At 59.3% G+C, this 17,853-nt stretch carries 18 protein-coding genes; 8 read left to right on the forward strand and 10 right to left on the reverse strand.

Going from position 1 to position 17,853, the window contains the following annotated elements; genetic code table 11:
- Nucleotides 1–35 precede the first annotated feature (35 nt).
- From G5229_RS04900 to G5229_RS04910, 3 genes are all read left to right on the forward strand, one after another.
- Entirely contained in the window at nt 36–1,016 is a 981-nt protein-coding gene (locus tag G5229_RS04900; RefSeq protein ID WP_005337668.1) for an ABC transporter ATP-binding protein, read from the forward strand.
- Complete coding sequence (oppF, locus tag G5229_RS04905) at nt 1,017–2,012, forward strand: murein tripeptide/oligopeptide ABC transporter ATP binding protein OppF (RefSeq protein WP_005337666.1); 996 nt, start codon at nt 1,017–1,019, stop codon at nt 2,010–2,012. It begins immediately after the preceding gene.
- Between the two features lie 302 nt (nt 2,013–2,314).
- Complete coding sequence (locus G5229_RS04910; protein ID WP_005337664.1) at nt 2,315–3,259, forward strand: TerC family protein; 945 nt, start codon at nt 2,315–2,317, stop codon at nt 3,257–3,259.
- A gap of 64 nt (nt 3,260–3,323) precedes the next feature.
- On the opposite strand, the gene alr is transcribed toward G5229_RS04910, so the two are convergent.
- Nucleotides 3,324–4,550, reverse strand: coding sequence for an alanine racemase (gene alr, locus G5229_RS04915; RefSeq protein WP_042056513.1), 1,227 nt, complete (start codon nt 4,548–4,550; stop codon nt 3,324–3,326).
- 173 nt (nt 4,551–4,723) lie between these two features.
- Between alr and G5229_RS04920 the strand changes: the two genes are divergently transcribed.
- Entirely contained in the window at nt 4,724–5,173 is a 450-nt protein-coding gene (locus G5229_RS04920; protein ID WP_421208710.1) for a methyltransferase family protein, read from the forward strand.
- A gap of 77 nt (nt 5,174–5,250) precedes the next feature.
- On the opposite strand, the gene tapW is transcribed toward G5229_RS04920, so the two are convergent.
- Together tapW and G5229_RS04930 are read right to left on the reverse strand one after the other, a co-directional pair.
- On the reverse strand, nt 5,251–6,390 hold the full coding sequence (tapW, locus tag G5229_RS04925) for a type IVa pilus ATPase TapW (RefSeq protein WP_421208712.1): 1,140 nt from the start codon (nt 6,388–6,390) through the stop codon (nt 5,251–5,253).
- Between the two features lie 58 nt (nt 6,391–6,448).
- Nucleotides 6,449–6,805, reverse strand: a complete 357-nt coding sequence (locus G5229_RS04930; RefSeq protein WP_151287233.1) for a DMT family protein — start codon at nt 6,803–6,805, stop codon at nt 6,449–6,451.
- A 112-nt stretch (nt 6,806–6,917) separates the two neighbouring features.
- On the opposite strand from G5229_RS04930, the gene G5229_RS04935 reads away from it, so the two are divergent.
- From G5229_RS04935 to G5229_RS04945, 3 genes are all read left to right on the forward strand, one after another.
- Nucleotides 6,918–7,649 carry a substrate-binding periplasmic protein gene (locus G5229_RS04935; RefSeq protein ID WP_421208714.1) on the forward strand — a complete coding sequence of 244 codons (732 nt, stop codon included), beginning with the start codon at nt 6,918–6,920 and terminating at the stop codon, nt 7,647–7,649.
- Between the two features lie 96 nt (nt 7,650–7,745).
- The gene (gene btuC, locus G5229_RS04940; protein ID WP_421208715.1) at nt 7,746–8,753 is read left to right on the forward strand and encodes a vitamin B12 ABC transporter permease BtuC; all 1,008 of its coding nucleotides are present in this window, start codon (nt 7,746–7,748) and stop codon (nt 8,751–8,753) included.
- Between the two features lie 65 nt (nt 8,754–8,818).
- A complete protein-coding gene (locus G5229_RS04945) occupies nt 8,819–9,616 on the forward strand; it encodes an ATP-binding cassette domain-containing protein (RefSeq protein ID WP_421208754.1) in 798 nt (265 codons plus the stop codon).
- Between the two features lie 22 nt (nt 9,617–9,638).
- Here the strand turns inward: G5229_RS04945 and aac(6') are convergent, their stop codons facing one another.
- Nucleotides 9,639–10,097: an aminoglycoside 6'-N-acetyltransferase gene (gene aac(6') / locus G5229_RS04950; RefSeq protein WP_047437493.1), complete on the reverse strand. Its 459-nt coding sequence runs from the start codon at nt 10,095–10,097 to the stop codon at nt 9,639–9,641.
- 6 nt (nt 10,098–10,103) lie between these two features.
- Complete coding sequence (locus G5229_RS04955) at nt 10,104–11,168, reverse strand: 3-deoxy-7-phosphoheptulonate synthase (RefSeq protein WP_216953269.1); 1,065 nt, start codon at nt 11,166–11,168, stop codon at nt 10,104–10,106.
- A gap of 144 nt (nt 11,169–11,312) precedes the next feature.
- On the opposite strand from G5229_RS04955, the gene G5229_RS04960 reads away from it, so the two are divergent.
- Complete coding sequence (locus tag G5229_RS04960) at nt 11,313–11,693, forward strand: diacylglycerol kinase (protein WP_005337641.1); 381 nt, start codon at nt 11,313–11,315, stop codon at nt 11,691–11,693.
- Between the two features lie 81 nt (nt 11,694–11,774).
- Here G5229_RS04960 and serA read toward each other — a convergent pair whose 3' ends face one another.
- The 5 genes from serA to G5229_RS04985 form a co-directional block, all read right to left on the reverse strand.
- Nucleotides 11,775–13,007 carry a phosphoglycerate dehydrogenase gene (gene serA, locus G5229_RS04965; RefSeq protein ID WP_005337639.1) on the reverse strand — a complete coding sequence of 411 codons (1,233 nt, stop codon included), beginning with the start codon at nt 13,005–13,007 and terminating at the stop codon, nt 11,775–11,777.
- A gap of 324 nt (nt 13,008–13,331) precedes the next feature.
- On the reverse strand, nt 13,332–13,985 hold the full coding sequence (gene rpiA, locus G5229_RS04970) for a ribose-5-phosphate isomerase RpiA (RefSeq protein WP_421208716.1): 654 nt from the start codon (nt 13,983–13,985) through the stop codon (nt 13,332–13,334).
- Nucleotides 13,986–14,146: 161 nt separating this feature from the next.
- On the reverse strand, nt 14,147–14,743 hold the full coding sequence (locus G5229_RS04975; RefSeq protein WP_005337635.1) for a 5-formyltetrahydrofolate cyclo-ligase: 597 nt from the start codon (nt 14,741–14,743) through the stop codon (nt 14,147–14,149).
- A 212-nt stretch (nt 14,744–14,955) separates the two neighbouring features.
- Nucleotides 14,956–16,290, reverse strand: coding sequence for a Na+/H+ antiporter NhaC family protein (locus tag G5229_RS04980; RefSeq protein WP_106844006.1), 1,335 nt, complete (start codon nt 16,288–16,290; stop codon nt 14,956–14,958).
- A gap of 428 nt (nt 16,291–16,718) precedes the next feature.
- A complete protein-coding gene (locus G5229_RS04985; protein ID WP_421208717.1) occupies nt 16,719–17,699 on the reverse strand; it encodes an alpha/beta hydrolase in 981 nt (326 codons plus the stop codon).
- Nucleotides 17,700–17,853: the final 154 nt, after the last annotated feature.

Here is a 17,853-nt window from a genome sequence, read left to right on the forward strand (position 1 = left end):
GAAAGCATCACGAAAGATCGATAAGGAGTTTTTATATGAAGTTACTGGATGTGAAAGATCTGCGGGTCGAGTTCAAGACCCCGGACGGCAATGTAGTGGCGGTCAACGACCTCAATTTTTCTCTCTCTGCGGGTGAAACCCTGGGGATCGTCGGCGAGTCCGGCTCCGGCAAATCCCAGACGGCCTTTGCCATCATGGGGCTGCTGGCCAAAAACGGCATTATTACCGGTTCCGCCAAGTTTCAGGGTGAGGAGATCCTCAACCTGCCGGAGTCCAAGCTCAACAAGATCCGTTCCGAGAAGATCGCCATGATCTTCCAGGACCCCATGACCTCGCTCAACCCCTACATGAAGGTGCAGGATCAGCTGATGGAAGTGCTGATGTTGCATAAGGGCGTCAGCAAGGCGGAAGCGTTCGAAGAGTCGGTACGGATGCTCGATGCGGTGAAAATTCCCGAAGCACGCAAGCGGATGGGCATGTATCCCCACGAGTTCTCGGGTGGCATGCGCCAGCGGGTGATGATCGCCATGGCGCTGCTCTGCCGGCCGCAACTGCTGATCGCCGACGAGCCGACCACCGCACTTGACGTGACCGTACAGGCCCAGATCATGACTCTGATGAACGAGCTCAAGCGCGAGTTCAACACCGCCATCATCATGATCACCCATGACCTTGGCGTGGTCGCCGGTATCTGCAACAAGGTGCTGGTGATGTATGCCGGTCGTACCATGGAGTACGGCAAGGTAGACGATATCTTCTATCGCCCGAGCCACCCCTACACCGAAGGCTTGCTGCGCGCCATTCCTCGTCTCGATACCGAAGGGGAAGTGCTGCCCACCATCCCGGGCAATCCGCCCAACCTGCTGCGTCTGCCCACCGGTTGCCCCTTCCAGGAGCGTTGCCACCGGGTCAGCGAGATTTGCGGCCAGCAGTCACCGATCCTGACCCCCTTCAACGACGGTCGGGAGCGAGCCTGTCACTGGGTTTCGGATGCAATGAACAAGGGGGCCAACTAAATGGGTGCCGATAAGAAATTGCTGTTGGAAGTGTCTGACCTCAAGGTCCACTTCAGTATCAAGAGTGGCAAGGCGTGGCCATGGGCCAAGCCATCCGATTTGAAGGCGGTCGATGGTGTTACCCTGCGCCTCTACGAAGGGGAAACCCTCGGTGTGGTGGGGGAGTCCGGCTGCGGCAAGTCCACCTTTGCCCGCGCCATCATCGGTCTGGTACCGGCCACCGATGGCAAGGTGGTGTGGCTGGGTGACGATCTCACCAAGCTCGATCAGAATGCCCTGCGCGAGAAGCGCAAAGAGATCCAGATGATCTTCCAGGACCCGCTGGCTTCTCTGAACCCGCGCATGACCATTGGCGACATCATCGCCGAGCCGCTCATCACCTTCTACCCCAACCTGCCGCGGGAAGAGGTGAAGGAGAAGGTACGCGCCATGATGAGCAAGGTGGGGCTGTTGCCCAACCTGGTCAACCGCTATCCGCACGAGTTTTCTGGCGGCCAGTGCCAGCGGATCGGTATCGCCCGGGCGCTGATCCTCGAGCCCAAGATGATCATCTGCGATGAGCCGGTGTCGGCGCTTGACGTATCCATTCAGGCGCAGGTGGTCAACCTGCTCAAATCCCTGCAAAAGGAGATGGGGCTGTCGCTTATCTTCATCGCCCACGACCTGTCGGTGGTCAAGCATATCTCCGACCGGGTGCTGGTGATGTATCTGGGCAACGCCGTCGAGCTGGGGACCCGCAAGGAGATCTTTGCCAATCCGCTGCACCCCTACACCAAGGCGCTGATGTCTGCTGTGCCGATCCCGGACCCTGAGCTGGAGCGCAACAAGGTGATCCAGATCCTGGAAGGGGACTTGCCATCGCCGATGAATCCGCCGTCCGGTTGCGTGTTCCGCACCCGCTGCCCGGTGGCTGGCCCCGAGTGCGCCAAGACCCGCCCCGTGCTGGAGGGGAACTTCGATCACGCGGTCTCCTGCCTCAAGGTCGACCCGCTCTGATGGGGATGTGTTGAACCTGCTTGCGGGGCTCCTTGATGGGGCCCCGATTTATTTTTGACGGCAGTGAAGATGCCTCTTGGCGTTATCTTTTACCGCTGCTACTATCCGCGCAACAAGGGGAGTAACTTCTCGCCGGTTTGTCGTCATTACGGTGCACCCATATCCTGCAGTGCACCCGGCAGCCGGGCAGTCGATGCAAATCAGCTGTAAGTGAGACCTTGCCGAGAGGCAAGGTGTATCTGCTCCAAACGCAAACCCACGCCTCTCGGTCGTGGGTTTTGTCGTTTTTGGGAGAAGTGAAAATGGGTGAATGGTGGATGTGGACCGGTTTCTTCAGCATAGTGCTGGTCCTGTTATGGATAGACATACGCTTTGTCGGTGGCGGCAAGTCACACAAGGTGTCCCTCAAAGAGGCGGGTGTCTGGTCCCTCATCTGGGTCAGCGTGGCGCTGCTCTTCAACCTGGCCATCTGGCTCTGGCTGGATCACAGCGCGGGCCGTGAGATTGCCAACCAGAAGGGACTGGAGTTCCTCACTGGCTACCTCATCGAGAAAGCGCTGGCAGTGGACAACGTATTCGTCTGGCTGATGCTGTTCGGTTACTTTGCCATTCCGGCCGAGCTGCAGCGCCGGGTGCTGCTCTATGGAGTACTGGGTGCCATCGTGATGCGTGCCGGTATGGTGTTCGCGGGTAGCTGGCTCATCGAGCAGTTCCACTGGATCCTCTATCTGTTCGGCGCCTTCCTGCTGCTGACCGGTGCCAAGATGCTGTGGGCGGCCGACAAGGAGCCGGACTTGGCCAACAATCCGCTGCTAGGCTGGATGCGCCGTCGTTTCAAGGTGACCGAGACCCTGGAAGGGGAGAAGTTCTTCGTCTGGCGTGACGGTGTGCGCTATGCCACCCCGCTGCTGCTCATTCTGGTGTTGGTGGAGGTGAGCGATCTCATCTTCGCGGTGGACAGTATCCCGGCCATCTTCGCGGTGACCACGGATCCCTTCATCGTGCTGACCTCCAACATCTTCGCCATCATGGGTCTGCGTGCCATGTACTTCCTGCTGGCGGGTGTGGCTGATCGCTTCGCCCTGCTCAAATACGGTCTGGCGCTGATCCTGATGTTTATCGGGGTCAAGATGCTGCTGCTGGATATCTTCAAGATCCCGACCGGCATAGCACTGGGCGTAGTCGCGTTGATCCTGCTGGCATCCATGGGGCTGAGTCTGTTTGTGACCCGAAAAAAGGCCGCTTAAACGCAACATCATTTAATACCAAACAACAAGGGCTCCCGCGGGAGCCCTTTTTCATATCGCGTGATCAGCGTTTGATCTTCTTGGGGTTGGTGTAGCCCCAGATGGTGTACATGTCCGCCAGCAGGGCGCCGTTGTACTCCTCCAGATCCGCCTGTTTCACTTCGGCTTCACCCTGACGGCCAAACAGCACCACCTCGTCACCGGGTTTCACCCCTTTCAGATCCGTCACATCCACCATGATGGTGTTCATGGAAGTCTTGCCGACCACCGGCACCTTCTGACCCTGGATCAGCACATAGGCTTTGTTGCTGAGGGCGCGGCGATAGCCATCGGAGTAGCCCAGCGGCAGGTTGGCGAGCCAGGAGTCACGCTTGAGAGTAAAGGTGCGGTCATAACCGACGGTGTTACCCGCTGCATAGTGGTTGACCGAGGCGACCTGGGTCTTGAATGCCATCACCCGCTTGTATTCGGTGTGGGAGGGGATGGAGTCACCGTAGAGCAGGCCGCCCGGGCGCACCATGTCGAAGTAGGCGTCCGGCACAGCCAGGGTGGCGAAGGAGTTGGCGGCGTGGATGGTGATCTTGCTGCGATCCAGCTTGCCCGCTTCCAGCAGCCACTGGGAGTCCAGTTTGAACTGGGCCAGTCCCATCTTGACGTCCTCTTTCTCCTCAACCGGGAAGTGGGTCATGATGCCGACCGGGGTGATCCCCTTTAGCTTGAGCATGGCCAGCGCATCCTGCTTGGCATCGGCCAGGCGCAGGTCGATGCCGTTGCGGCTCATGCCGGCTGAGTTGAGCGCGATATGCACCGGAATGGTGGTGTGGTGGCGCTGGGCGATATCGGCGATACCCTGGGCACTCACCAGACTGCCGATCAGCTCCTCCATCTTGTAGGGCAGGGCCTGCTCTACTTCATCCGGGGTGGCAGCACGCACCCGCATCAGACGGCCGGTAAAGCCCTTCTCGCGGGCGACGCGCGCCTCTTCGTTGCTGGCGATGCCGATGCAGGGGATATTGGCCTTGACCACGGAGGGGACCAGCAGGTCGATGCCATGACCGTAAGCGTCGGCCTTCATGATGGCGCAGATCTGCGGGCCCTTGTCACCGAGACGATCCTTGAGGGTCTGGATATTGTGCTCAAAGGCGCCCAGATCCACTTCCAACCAGGCGTTGCTGGCGGTTTGCTCCTGGCCGTTGCGATGATCTGTCGCAAGGGGCAGATAGGGAGCCGCAACGGCTTGGCCCGCGAGCAGGCCGAAGATCAGGGTAGCCAGCAGAGTTTTCTTGTGCATGGTGATTCCTTTTTGTTGTTCGCGTTGGATAGTTTGGACGGGGTCGGCCACATTGGTGGTGGTTTAACCACAACTTATTGTTATTATTATGATCTTTGTCACTCTCAACAGGCGCTGACTGGTTGGGAGTCTACCGCAACACGGGTTCGGCCGACACTCGTCAGGGGAATAAAATGGTCAATCTTGAGTTACGTTTGCCACCACCGCTGATCTTCCTGCTCTGTGCAGGGGCCATGTGGTGGCTAAGAGGGGAGAGCCAGCCCGGTATCTGGGCAATGACACTGATGGCTGTGCTGGTCGTGGCGGGGGCCATCATGGGCTTTGGGGCCCTGCAACGGTTTCGTCACCACCAGACCACGGTCAGCCCCACCAAACCGCAGCACACCAGCCGTCTGGTGACCTGTGGCGTCTATCGTGTCAGCCGCAATCCCATGTATCTGGGCTTGCTCTGCTGGCTGGCCGCCTGGGGCTGTTATCTCGGCGGGATGTGGGTCTGGGTTGGGCCAATCGTGCTGGTGGCCTGGTTAACTCGCTTTCAGATCATGCCGGAGGAGCGGCTGCTAAGCGCCCGCTTTGGTGACGAGTATGTGGCGTATTGCCAGCGCGTTCGCCGTTGGTGTTAAGTGGTCTGGAAGACACTTTGCGAAAGTGTGAGAGGGAGATAATGCCCCCGTGCCTGTTGAGGCACGGGAGGGAGCGATCAGAAGAGATCGTCCTTTTCATCCTTTGTTGGCTCCAGACTCCAGCCGGTGGCATCACTGCTGCTGGCTATCTGTCCCTTCTCCTTCCACAGCTTGATCTTGAGGCGCAGGTTGTTGGCCGAATCGGCGTTTTTCACGGCCTCCTCCTCGTCGATTACGCCTTCTACTACCAGATCAAACAGGGCACTGTCGAAGGTGACCATGCCGAGGGCCTTTGACTTTTCCATCACCTCTTTGAGGCCGCCAAATTCGCCGCGCTTGATCATGTCGCGGATAGTGTGGGTGCCGAGCATGATCTCCACTGCGGCCCGGCGGCCGCCATCGGTGGTTTTCACCAGCCGCTGGGAGACAAAGGCCTTGAGGTTGTTGCCCAGATCGTTGAGCAGCTGTGGGCGGCGCTCTTCCGGGAAGAAGTTGATGATGCGATCCAGCGCCTGGTTGGCATTGTTGGCGTGCAGGGTGGAGATGGCAAGGTGGCCGGTTTCGGAGAAGGCCAGCGCATGCTCCATGGTCTCGCGATCGCGGATCTCGCCGATAAGAATGACATCTGGCGCCTGACGCAGGGTGTTTTTCAGGGCCGCATGGAAGCTGCGGGTATCCACGCCCACTTCCCGCTGGTTGATGATGCTCTTGCGATGGCGATGCACGAACTCCACCGGATCCTCGATGGTGATGATGTGGCCGCCGCTGTTGCGGTTGCGATGGTCGATGAGGGCCGCGAGCGAGGTGGACTTGCCCGAGCCGGTACCGCCGACAAACAGCACCAGGCCACGTTTCTCCATGATGGTGTCGAGCAGCACAGGCGGGAGTTTGAGATCTTCAAAGCGGGGGATGTCGGTCTTGATGTTGCGCGCCACCAGAGAGACTTCGTTGCGCTGCTTGAAGATGTTGACCCGAAAGCGGCCGATCTGGGGCAGGGAGATGGCGAGGTTCATCTCCAACTCCTTCTCGAACTGCTGCTTCTGCTCGCCATCCATGATCTCGGCGGCGATCCGCGCCACTTCACCCGGTTCCAGCGGCGTTTCGTTGAGGGGGCGCAGGCCGCCGTTAAATTTGGCGCAGGGGGGCGCGCCGGTCGACAGATAGAGGTCTGAGCCATCCTGCTTGGCCAGGATCTGTAACATGTCTCGCAATTCCATTTTTTTGCCTCGTCGATCAATGAGATGCCATGAGCGGGATGATATTGAGTGTACAGCCTCAGGCGCCGGTCAGTTTCTCGCGAAAGACAAAAAAGACCGCACCGAGAATGCAGAGCCCTGCCCAGAGATAGTCCCATTTCAGTTCTTCTTTGAGATAGAAGATAGAGAAGGGGACGAATACGGTGAGTGTGATCACTTCTTGCAGGATTTTCAGTTGGCCCACGCTCATCACCGTATGGCCGATGCGGTTGGCGGGCACTTGTAGCAGGTATTCGAACAGAGCGATACCCCAGCTCACCAGGGCGGCAATGATCCAGGGTTTATGGTTCATGCTCTTGAGGTGAGCGTACCAGGCGAAGGTCATAAAGACGTTGCTGCAGAGCAGCAGACCGATACTGGTGAAAATCGGGTTCATAGGGTTCTCCTTGAAAATCCGGCGCATTTTATCCCTGAACCACGGGTTTTCATACGTGGTGCGGGAGGGTATTTTTAACCAACAGGATAAGCCGTGCGAGGTATGCGACGGGATGGGCAAGTTATGCGGGATTGTGTTGTTACTGTTATTTGCCATGCCGGTGTGTGCGACCCCGACGCTGACGGTGGCCACTGATCTGTGGCCGCCATTTCGCATCCTGCAAGCGGATGGCCGGTTGCAGGGGCTCGACATGGACATCCTGCGCCGGTTGCAACAGGCGAGCGGCATTGAGTTGCAGGTACGGCGGATGCCGTGGGGCAGGGCGCTCAAGCAGATGCAAACCGGTCAGGTCGATCTGATGATTGGCCTCGCCTATACCGCCGAGCGGGCGCAGTTCATCGACTATCTGCAGCCTGCCTACTACAAGTGCTGGCCCGCGTTTTATGGTCAGCCGATCAATGTGGCCCGGATCCACCAATACCGCGATCTGCAGGGGGTGAAGGTGGGCTATGTGCTCAACTCCGCCTACTTTGAGCCCTTCAACTCTGACAGTCGCCTCGACAAGCACGGAGTACCCACCGAAGATCAGCTGCTGCGCATGGTGCAGCGCGGTCACCTGCCGCTGATGATTGGCACCGACTGTCAGGTGGACTATGCCCTGAGTCAGGGAAATGCCAGCCGGATAGGCAAGGCGGACTACCGCCCCGCCACGCCGGTGACCCTCTATCTGGGGATGAGCAAGCACTCACCTCATCAGTCGTTGCGCCAGCCCTTGCTGGTAGCGCTGCAAAATCTGGTGGCCAGCGGCGAGATAAGCGTGATGGCAAAGCGTTACCAGCCTTGACCTTGGGTGGCAAGCCACTGTTATCATGCCCTTTTCCTGCTTCCCCCAGGCGCTGCGACAGGGCCGGGGGAAAGCCTTGTTATTCGGGGATCTTCCTTGTACCTCTCCCTTATCGCCCGCCAGCAGCGCTGGCAGCGGCGCTGGCTCTGTGGCCTGACGCTGCTGACCCTGCTGCTGTTTCTCTTATCCCTCGTCTGGGGCGAGTTTGTGCTGCTGCCCTGGCAGCCCCTTGGCGATCTCGAACAGCGCATCCTGCTGGAGCTGCGTCTGCCGCGCGCCTTGCTGGCCCTCTTGGCTGGTGCAGCGCTTGCCTGTGGCGGTGCCGTGCTGCAGGTGATGCTGCACAACCCGGTGGCGGAGCCCGGGCTGCTTGGTGTTTCAAGCGGGGCAGGACTGGCTGCCATGGTAGCGATGGCGGTAGCCAAATCCCTCGGTGTCTATCTGCCCGGCTGGGGGCTGTCACTGGCGGCCTTCGGTGGCGCCTTGCTGGTGACCATGCTGCTCATTCGGCTGGCGCGCCGGGCGCGTCTCGGCCATGCCCGCTTGCTATTGTTTGGGGTGGCCATCGGCATTCTCACCAATGCCGCCATGACCTGGTTGATGTACTTTGCCGATGATGGCTCCTTGCGTGAATTCATGTTCTGGATGATGGGCAGCCTCTCTTACGGCAGCCAGCAGTTCGGCTGGTGGTGGCTGGTGCTGCCGCTCACCCTGGGCTGGCTCTGCTGGCAGGGCAAGGCGCTGCAACAGTTGTTGTTGGGGGAGACCCAGGCCCGCCTGATGGGGATGGATGTCGACAAGATGCGGGTGCGGCTGGTGCTGGCGGTCTGTCTGCTGACCGGTGTGGCGGTGTCGTTGTGTGGTGTCATCGGTTTTGTCGGGTTGGTGGTGCCCCATCTGCTGCGGCTCTGCGGTGGCAGCGATCAGAGCTTTCTGCTGCCTGCCTCGGCGCTTGGCGGCGGGGCCCTGCTGCTGGCGGCCGATCTGGTTGCTCGATCCACCCTGAGCGCGGGGGAGTTGCCTATCGGCGTCATCACCGCCTCGGTGGGGGCACCGCTCTTTATCTACCTGCTATTGAGGCAAACTGCCGATGGTGCTGCATGAATATCTGCATGATTTGGTCGGGGCACGCAGTCTCCTTATTTACCCGTTGTTGAGGCAAGATGCCGATGTCACCCGCTGATCCCATGCCGGTTTCTTCTGGTGCTACTGCGCCGCTGCTGGAGGCGCGCGCACTCGCCATTGCCGGACGGCTCTCTCCCCTCGATCTTCGCTGGCATGGCGGCCAGCTGGTGGCGCTGCTTGGCCCCAATGGCAGTGGCAAGTCGACCCTGCTCGGGGCGCTGGCGGGGATTTTACCCGCCGATGGCACAGTGCTGCTGGGGGGGGTGGTGCTTACTGACCTGAGTTGGCCCGAGCTTGCCAAGCAGCGTGCCATGCTACCCCAGCGTCAGCCCCAGCTGTTTCATATTCCGGTGTTTCAGGTGTTGAGCCTTGGGCTCGATGAGGCGGTTGCGCCCGCCAGACAGAATGAGGCGATAAACGCACTGTGCGAGGCATTGGAGCTGGAAGCCTTGCTGGCTCGTGATTTCAGCCGGTTGTCGGGCGGTGAACAGCAGCGGGTGCTGATTGCCCGCACCCTGCTGCAGGTGTGGCCGAGCCTCAATCCGACCGGCAAGGTGCTGCTGCTGGACGAGCCGCTGGCGGGGCTCGACCTGCATCACCAGCTGGCGCTATTGCGTTTGCTGAAAACCCTGGCCGGGCAGGGATTGCTGGTGGTGCTCGCCATCCACGATATCAATCTGGCCATCGACTGGGCGGACCGCATTCTCTGCCTGCAAGGGGGCGCGGTGGTGCGCGAAGGGGGTGTCGAGCTGGTGGATGAGGCATTGCTGGCGCAGGTATTCCAGATCCGCACCGATCGTATCGAAGCGGCGGGTCGGGTCTGGTTTATGCCCAGTTTGTGAGAAACAAGAAAGGCCCTTGGCGTCAGCCGAGGGCCTTTTTGAAGAATACGACTCGCTCCGTTTCGGCAAAGCCGAGTCGCTGGTGCATCTGCTGCGAGGCAAGATTGTCGATGGCGGCATCGGAGGCCAGTTCCCGGCAACCCAGCTCGCGGCCCCACTGCGCCACCTGAGCGATCAAGGCTTGGGCCACCCCACGCTGGCGCGAGGCCGGTTGCACATAGACCCCTTCCAGATACATCACAGGGCTGCTGTTGCAGCCATTCACGTAATCGTGGCGCAGGGCTGCATCGGCAAAGCCTACCGCCTGACTCTGCTCATCCAGCGCCAGAAAGGCGTTGAGATGTGCATTGGCCAACATCTCAACCCCTTCCTGCAGGTGGGCCGAAAGTGCGTGATGCGGCCACAGCTGCTGGCGCAGGGTTGCCCACTGCGCCAGCAGCGTCTCATCGAGGGGGACTATCTGCCAGCCGATATTTGTCATCGGGGCTCAGGCTTGCCGCTTGGCAAGGCGCACCTGCGCAGCCTCTGCCAGCATCGCCAGCAGGGTTTCGGTGTCGCTCCATGACAGGCAGGCATCGGTGATGCTCTGGCCGAAGGTGGCGGCGCAGCCGTTCTCCACATCCTGACGCCCTTCCACCAGGAAGCTTTCTGCCATGATGCCGGCGATGCCGGTACGGCCGCGGCGCAGTTGATCGCAGATATCTTGCGCCACCAGCAGCTGACGGCGGTGATCCTTCATGCTGTTGCCGTGGCTGAAATCGACCACCAGACGCTCCGGCAGGCCCACATCGGCCAACGCTTCACACGCTTCATCGACACTGGCGGTGTCGTAGTTGGGGCGGTGGCCGCCACGCAGGATCACATGACCAAAGGGGTTGCCGGCGGTGCGGTAGATGGTCATCTTGCCGTCCTTGTCCGGCGAATAGAAGATGTGGCTGTGGCGGGCGGCGCGCACCGCATCGATGGCGATGCGGGTATTGCCGTCGGTGCCGTTCTTGAAGCCAACCGGGCAGGAGAGGGCCGAAGCCATCTCGCGGTGTACCTGGGATTCGGTGGTGCGTGCGCCGATGGCGCCCCAGGTGATGAGGTCGGCAATATACTGGCCAGTCACCATATCGAGGAATTCGGTGGCGGTTGGCATGCCGATCTCGTTGATGTCGACCAGCAGTTTGCGCGCCAGTTTCAGCCCTTCGTTGACGTCGAAACTGCCATCGAGGCGCGGATCGTTGATCAGTCCCTTCCAGCCGACGATGGTGCGCGGCTTCTCGAAATAGGTGCGCATCACGATGCAGAGGCTCTCTTTATACTGCTCGCGCAGGGCGTTGAGGCGCTGGGCATACTCGCGAGCAGCAGCGGGATCATGGATGGAACAGGGGCCGACGATGACCAGCAGGCGCTGATCGTCTCCAGCCAGAATGGCTTCCACTTCGCGACGGGCATCCAGCAGATTCTGGGCAATGGTATCGGTGATCGGAAACGCGTGTGCGAGCTCGCTCGGAGTGATCAGTGACTCCAGGCGACGGGTGCGCAATTCATCTGTGTGAATGGACATACAACTCAAGTCTCGAGTGGGTGGTGTCAGCCGCAAGGGGCGAAAAAGCAAAGAGATAAAATAAAGCAAAAGTCCCCTGATTGAAACCTTGGGGGGCTCTGATAGGATGTGAGGCCAAAATCGATTCCAAATGAGGTAGATAGCGTGGCAAAGCCAGGGGCAACCGGGGTCACCCGCATCATCAACGCAACCGGTTACAGCATGAAGGGGCTCAAGTCAGCCTGGATTAACGAGGCGGCGTTTCGGCAGGAGCTGATGCTGATCCTGCTGCTGATGCCGCTGGCCTTCTGGCTGGGGGATTCTCTCAACCAGATCCTGCTGCTTATCGTCATCAGCTGGCTGGTGGTGATCGTCGAGATCCTCAACTCCGCCATTGAAGCTGTGGTAGACAGGGTTGGCTCCGAGCATCACGAGCTCTCCGGTCGTGCCAAGGATCTGGGCTCCGCCGCCGTCTTTATTGCGCTGGCCCTGAACGCTCTGGTATGGGGCGCGCTGGTAGGCCGCAATCTGTTGGGGTGGTGGTAAGCCACCATGCTGTTTTGAGGTTCTGCTTCATAAAAAAGCCCGTCATCACGACGGGCTTTTTGCTGCGCAGATAAGGGTCTATCAGTGGAGGATGCGGGCGCGGATGGTGCCGTTGATCTCCTTGAGCTTGGCGAGCGCCTTCTCGCTGTGCTCGGTCTCCACGTCGATCACCACGTAACCGATATGGCTGCTGGTCTGCAGGTATTGACCGGCGATGTTGATCCCCTCTTCGGCGAAGATCTGGTTGATCTGGTTCATCACACCCGGCTGGTTGCGGTGAATGTGCAGCAGGCGGCTGGAGCCCTTGTGGCCCGGCAGCGACACTTCCGGGAAGTTGACGGCGGAGAGGGTGGAGCCGTTGTCGGAGTATTTGACCAGCTTGTTGGCCACTTCCAGCCCGATGTTCTCCTGCGCTTCATGGGTGGTGCCACCGATGTGCGGGGTCAGGATGACGTTTTCCAGCCCACGCAGCGGGCTTTGGAACTCTTCGTCATTGGACTTGGGCTCGACCGGGAAGACGTCGATGGCAGCGCCGGCGATATGCCCGCTCTTGATGACGTCAGCCAGCGCATCGATATCCACCACGGTACCGCGGGCGGCGTTGATGAAGATGGCGCCCGGTTTCATCATCCGCAGCTGCTCGGCACCGATCATGTTCTTGGTGGAGGCGGTCTCCGGCACATGCAGGCTGATGACGTCAGACATATTGAGCAGCTCGACCATGCTTGGCACCTGAATGGCGTTACCCAGCGAGAGCTTGTTCTCGATATCGTAGTAATAAACCTTCATGCCGATGCTCTCGGCGATGATGCCAAGCTGGGTTCCGATGTGGCCGTAGCCGATGATGCCGAGCTTCTTGCCGCGCGCTTCCACCGAGCGGTTGGCCAGTTTTTCCCACACGCCGCGATGGCACTTGGCGTTTTTCTCTGGGATGCCGCGCAGCAGCAGCAGGATCTCACCCAGAACCAGCTCGGCGACCGAACGGGTGTTGGAGAAGGGGGCGTTGAAGACCGGAATACCGCGGATCTGGGCCGCTTCCAGCTCGACCTGGTTGGTACCGATGCAGAAGCAGCCGATGGCGACCAGCTTGTTGGCGGCGTCGAGGACTTTCTCGGTGATCTGGGTGCGGGAGCGCAGCCCGATGAAATGGACGTCGCGGATCTGCTCGATCAGCTCCTCTTCGGAGAGCGAGGTCTTGAGATACTCCACACTGGTGTAACCTGCGGCACGAAAGGTCTCTACGGTGTTGGGATGAACCCCCTCCAGCAGCAGAACCTTGATTTTATCCTTGTCCAACGAAAACTTGGCAGTCATGACGATCCCTCTGTATGTGCAAACGTAAGTGCAGATTTGGTGTGCGAAGAAAACCGTAAAGTAGCAAAAACGTTTGGGAGAGGGAATATTTGTGACGAAAGTCAAATTCTTTGAAGTTATCAACGAATGTTGTAAACATCCGTATGCAACTTGTTGAGGGATAAATAAAAACGGCGCCATCAGGCGCCGTCATTTATTCACAGTGCAATGTTTGGGTCATATCCCATCCCGGGGCTCAATCAACGCCGCTGCTGCGTCAGAGGTGGCAGAGTGGCGCTGGCGGGCGAGGGAGGATGCCGCTGCACTGTGCTGCCGGTGTCGGGATTACTGGGTAATCACGCCGTCCGGCGTACCGATCAGGACCACATCGGCGCCGCGGGCGGCGAACAGGCCGTTGGTGACCACGCCAACAATGGCGTTCAGTCGCACTTCCAACGCCTTGGCGTCGGTAATGGCCATGCCTTTCACATCCAGAATGTGGTTGCCGTTGTCGGTGACCACCCCTTCACGCCACACCGGGTTGCCACCCAGTTTGCGAATTTCGCGGGCCACGTATTCGCGGGCCATCGGGATCACTTCCACCGGCAGCGGGAACTGGCCCAGCACGTCGACGGTCTTGGTGTTGTCGATGATGCAGATGAACTTGTCAGCGACGGCGGCAACGATCTTCTCGCGGGTCAGGGCTGCGCCACCGCCCTTGATCATGTCGCGGGTTGCGTTGATCTCGTCGGCGCCATCCACATAGACGGAGAGGGCGTCGATCTCGTTGAGATCAAATACGGTGATGCCGAAGCCCTTGAGGCGCTCGGTAGAGGCCACGGAGCTGGATACCGCCCCCTTGATCTCGTCCTTCATGGTCGCCAGCGCGTCGATAAAGTGGTTGACGGTAGAGCCGGTGCCCACCCCGACGATGGTGCCGGGAACCACATACTTGAGCGCAGCCCAACCGGCCGCCTTCTTCATTTCATCTTGAGTCATGATCGTTCCTTAAGAAAAAAGCGGGCGCATTATATCCAACCCGGTACCCCGTCGCGACCTTGTTGCTCACGTTCCGGGGCAAAAAGAGGGACTTTGTAAATCGTTTGCCTGTTTATTCTGCGTTTGCGCGCACAAAGCAGGGGCTGCCTGCCAAAAACAGCCTATTCAAAGCGCCAGCAGTGGCTCGGGGTGATGATCTGGGGCAGCGGCACATCCCACTCCTCTTGCGGGACCGCATCTACCTGCTGGCAGTCGTGGGCAATGCCGAGCGGCTTGGGCCCCAGCTTGTGCTCATGCCAGATGGCGAGAGTGCGATCGTAGTAGCCGCCCCCCATGCCAAGGCGATTACCCTGAGCATCAAAGGCGACCAGCGGGGTGCAGATAAGATCGAGCGTGCTGTGGGGCACCACCTGCAGGATATCCAGCTCCGGCTCTTCGATGCCGTAGCGGTTGCGCACCATGGGGCTGGTGGCGGTATAGCGCAAAAAGAGCAGGTGACCCGGAGTAAAGGGGTGGAGCACCGGCAGGTAGACCTCTTTGTGCTGGGCCCACAGCCAATGGATGGTGGGCAAGGGGTTGATCTCCCCATCATTGGCCAGATAGAGGGCAATGCGTTTGGCGGCGAGGATCTCGGGGTGTTGCTTGAACTGGGCCAGCAGCTGTTGGGCCGCCGCTTGCTGCTCGGCCGGACTCAGATTTTTGCGGCGTTGACGAACCAGTTGGCGCAGGGATTGACGTTCGGGTTGGGACTCATGCATGGGGAACCTCTGGTATAGCTGCGCATCGATGGCTTGAACGCGCTCTACCTTAGCACATTCACTCTTGACGTTAAGGGGGGCAGGGGAACTCTCGCCCCGGACGGCTTATGCCCGGAACGGTGGGATAAATGCTGGCTGAGCCGTTAGTGAGTCAACAAGGGCCAGGGGGTGGCCCCTGTTGACAGCATGTCGGCGCGCCAGCCTCTGGTCTGTTACTTGTCAGCTTTGCCGCGCATCTGGTGCTTCACAAACACGGCAATGAGTGCTGCTACAGCGAGTGCCATCGGGTAGAAACTCATGCTCACTACCGCCAGCGGTGACAGGGCGAAGATGGATCCCAGAAGCAGCGCCTGTGCGCCCCAAGGGATCAGACCCTGTACCACGCAGGAGAAAATATCGAGCATGGAGGCGGCGCGGCGCGGGGTGACACCGTGGTGTTCGGCCAGATCCCGGGCTACCTTGCTGGCGACGATAATAGCCACCGTGTTGTTGGCGGTGCAGAGGTTGGTGAGGCTCACCACCCCGGCGATGCCGAGCTCGGCGGCTTTCTCGTTCTGTTCACCATTGTGCTCGCGAGTGAAACGGGCAATCAGGGCGCTGATGCGCTCACTGATCCAGGCCAGACCACCCTGACGCTCCATCAGGGCGCCGAGACCGCCGATCAGCATGGAGAGCAGGAAGATCTCCTGCATGCCGGTAAAGCCCTGATAGATATCCTTGCTGAACTGACCGATGGCGTAGCCGTTGATCATGCCCACCACTCCGGCGGCCAGAATACCGATTCCCAGCACCACAAACACATTCACTCCGGCGAGCGCCAGCCCCAGGATCAGCAGATAAGGCATCACCTTGAACAGCTCGATGGCGCTGCCGCTGGCCGGGGATTCACCCACTGAGCCCAGGGTCAGATAGAGCAGGATCACTGCGATGGCAGCTGGGGCCGCAATCTTGAAGTTTTCGCGGAACTTGTCCTTCATCTCGCATCCCTGGCTGCGGGTTGCTGCTATGGTGGTGTCGGAGATGATGGAGAGGTTATCGCCAAACATGGCGCCGGAGAGAATGGTGCCTGCCATCAGCACAGGATCAATACCGGCTGCCTGCGCTACGCCAAGGGCCACCGGCGCCACGGCACCTATGGTGCCCATGGAGGTACCCATGGCGGTGGCAATAAAGGCAGAGATGAGGAACAGCCCGGGCAGCAGTGCCCAGCCGGGGATGAGGGAGAGACCCAGCGCCACAGTGGCATCAACGCCGCCGGTGGCCTTGGCCACGCTGGCAAAGGCCCCTGCCAGCAGATAGATAAGGCACATCGCCATGATATTGCTGTGGCCAACCCCCTTGAAGAAGGTCTCCAGATTGCTGTTGAAGCTCTCTTTGCCAAGCAGCAGGGCGAGCATCACCGCAGGCAAGGCTGCAACCGGAGCGGGCAGCTGATAGAAGGCGAACTCGACCCCCTGCAGGGTCAGCCAGGTACCGGTACCGATAAAGAGTGCGAGAAAAACCAGAAGTGGCAGCAAGGCCCTGGCACTGGGTTGAGTCTGGATCATGTGTTCCTCTGAAATTGAACAATGACCTCCTGTCATAAACTGCTTTGTACCTGTATCGGATAGGGATAGGGGGAAAACAGGGCGGGCATCCTGCCGCATTGGGGTGCCCACAGTAGTGAGTCAACCTCGCTTGGTCAAGATAGACGTCCAGATGGATAAGTGTTTTTGTTTGATGATTCTGGTGTTGTTGAGATATCCAAAGAATATTCGGAAAAAGAAGTTGGCGCTGTTTATTGTTCATTTCCGTTCTGACGCAGTCCGCGGGTATCGCGTGCCTTTAATAAGGAAAGAGGTAAACGATAAGATCTCTGCATGCCATCTTGGGGATTTCTCCCGCTGCCAAACGTCAGCCGCACCTCTCTCTATCTCTACGTGAGCATGGTGCGGATATTTCCAGAACTCGTGGACACAAGACCTGGGCTGTGTGGTTACTGTGTCAGTTTCTCCACCGCCTGAACGGCTGTCGCGAGAGCATCCTGTTCCAGCGTCAGCGGAATGTGGCCAATTCCGGGCAGCAGGGTGACAGGCCAGAAGATGCCGAGACGTCTTAACTCAGGTTCAAGTTGATCTGTTTGAAAGGCTTCGTCATTTGCACCCGCGATCACGGCGCAGGGGCGTTGCACATTGCGCAAATTCTGCTGATAGTCGCGCTCTGGCTGAAAGTTCGAGGCAAGGTTGAAGGAGTCGGAGGGGGTCAGCAGGGATTTCGCCTCATCATTAAGGGCAAAGTTCAGCACGGTCAGATGGTTGAGTGCGGAAATATGGAAACCGTTGAGGATGCTCAGGGCGATGAGGCGAGGCAAGCCGACACGCACCCAGCCACCGCTGTTGGGCCGGTAGTTGGCGGCGGTGGGGCCGAGATAGGGGGAGAGCAGCAGATAACTCTCGAACAGGGTTTGTCGCGTACTGCCAGCAACACGCAGGACAAAGCCACCCCCTGACGAGAAGCCGACGAGTGTTGCAGGCTTGTCGGGGGCTACCGACTTGATGAAATCTTCCAGATCGTCCTCAAGCTGACCGATGTAGGAAATGGTGCCTTTGTTGCCCGATGCGCCATGGCCGCGAATGTCGAGGGCGTAGGCGTCGTATCCCGCTTGCGAAAAGGCGCTCGCCATCTTGTGCATGCTCTGGCTGCTGGCAGAAGAGCCGTGAACCAGTACCACGCTGCCCTTGACCTTGTTGTTCTCTGCGTGCTCCTCTGCGCCATAGTGCCGATAGGCCAGCTGCGTGCCGTCACGCGCCGGGTATCTTGAGAGAGGTGGCATGTTGCTCCAGCCACTCCCCTTGAAAGGGTCGTTGATGCTGGCCATCGCCGGTGCCGGACTCGGCCCGCCAAACAGCAGAGCCGCGGCCAGCATGACCAAGGTCAGTGATATCAACCCCACAGCAAACAGCAATCCTGCGCTCATCTTTGCACCTCATTTGATATCGACACGGGTGTTGCCCTGATTTTGCTTATGCTGGCATTTCACTCGTTCGAACCTATCAGATGGCACCCGGTCTGCCAAATGATGGAGTGAGACGATGAAAACGGCCTGTGACCAAAAGGAAGTTCTTGGCCAG

This window comes from Aeromonas sp. 602396, from assembly GCF_049173735.1.
In the GTDB taxonomy this organism is placed as follows: Bacteria; Pseudomonadota; Gammaproteobacteria; order Enterobacterales; family Aeromonadaceae; genus Aeromonas; species Aeromonas veronii_A.

Excerpts from the sequence above, each read along its gene's own strand:
- G5229_RS04975 (WP_005337635.1), bottom strand. The coding sequence starts at position 14,743 with ATGCATGAGTCCCAACCCGAACGTCAATCCCTGCGCCAACTGGTTCGT.
- serA (WP_005337639.1), bottom strand. The coding sequence starts at position 13,007 with ATGACTGCCAAGTTTTCGTTGGACAAGGATAAAATCAAGGTTCTGCTG.
- G5229_RS04980 (WP_106844006.1), bottom strand. The coding sequence starts at position 16,290 with ATGATCCAGACTCAACCCAGTGCCAGGGCCTTGCTGCCACTTCTGGTT.
- oppF (WP_005337666.1), top strand. The coding sequence starts at position 1,017 with ATGGGTGCCGATAAGAAATTGCTGTTGGAAGTGTCTGACCTCAAGGTC.
- G5229_RS04930 (WP_151287233.1), bottom strand. The coding sequence starts at position 6,805 with ATGAACCCGATTTTCACCAGTATCGGTCTGCTGCTCTGCAGCAACGTC.
- tapW (WP_421208712.1), bottom strand. The coding sequence starts at position 6,390 with ATGGAATTGCGAGACATGTTACAGATCCTGGCCAAGCAGGATGGCTCA.
- G5229_RS04900 (WP_005337668.1), top strand. The coding sequence starts at position 36 with ATGAAGTTACTGGATGTGAAAGATCTGCGGGTCGAGTTCAAGACCCCG.
- G5229_RS04985 (WP_421208717.1), bottom strand. The coding sequence starts at position 17,699 with ATGAGCGCAGGATTGCTGTTTGCTGTGGGGTTGATATCACTGACCTTG.
- G5229_RS04910 (WP_005337664.1), top strand. The coding sequence starts at position 2,315 with ATGGGTGAATGGTGGATGTGGACCGGTTTCTTCAGCATAGTGCTGGTC.
- G5229_RS04935 (WP_421208714.1), top strand. The coding sequence starts at position 6,918 with ATGGGCAAGTTATGCGGGATTGTGTTGTTACTGTTATTTGCCATGCCG.
- rpiA (WP_421208716.1), bottom strand. The coding sequence starts at position 13,985 with ATGACTCAAGATGAAATGAAGAAGGCGGCCGGTTGGGCTGCGCTCAAG.
- G5229_RS04945 (WP_421208754.1), top strand. The coding sequence starts at position 8,819 with ATGTCACCCGCTGATCCCATGCCGGTTTCTTCTGGTGCTACTGCGCCG.
- G5229_RS04920 (WP_421208710.1), top strand. The coding sequence starts at position 4,724 with ATGGTCAATCTTGAGTTACGTTTGCCACCACCGCTGATCTTCCTGCTC.
- alr (WP_042056513.1), bottom strand. The coding sequence starts at position 4,550 with ATGCACAAGAAAACTCTGCTGGCTACCCTGATCTTCGGCCTGCTCGCG.
- G5229_RS04955 (WP_216953269.1), bottom strand. The coding sequence starts at position 11,168 with ATGTCCATTCACACAGATGAATTGCGCACCCGTCGCCTGGAGTCACTG.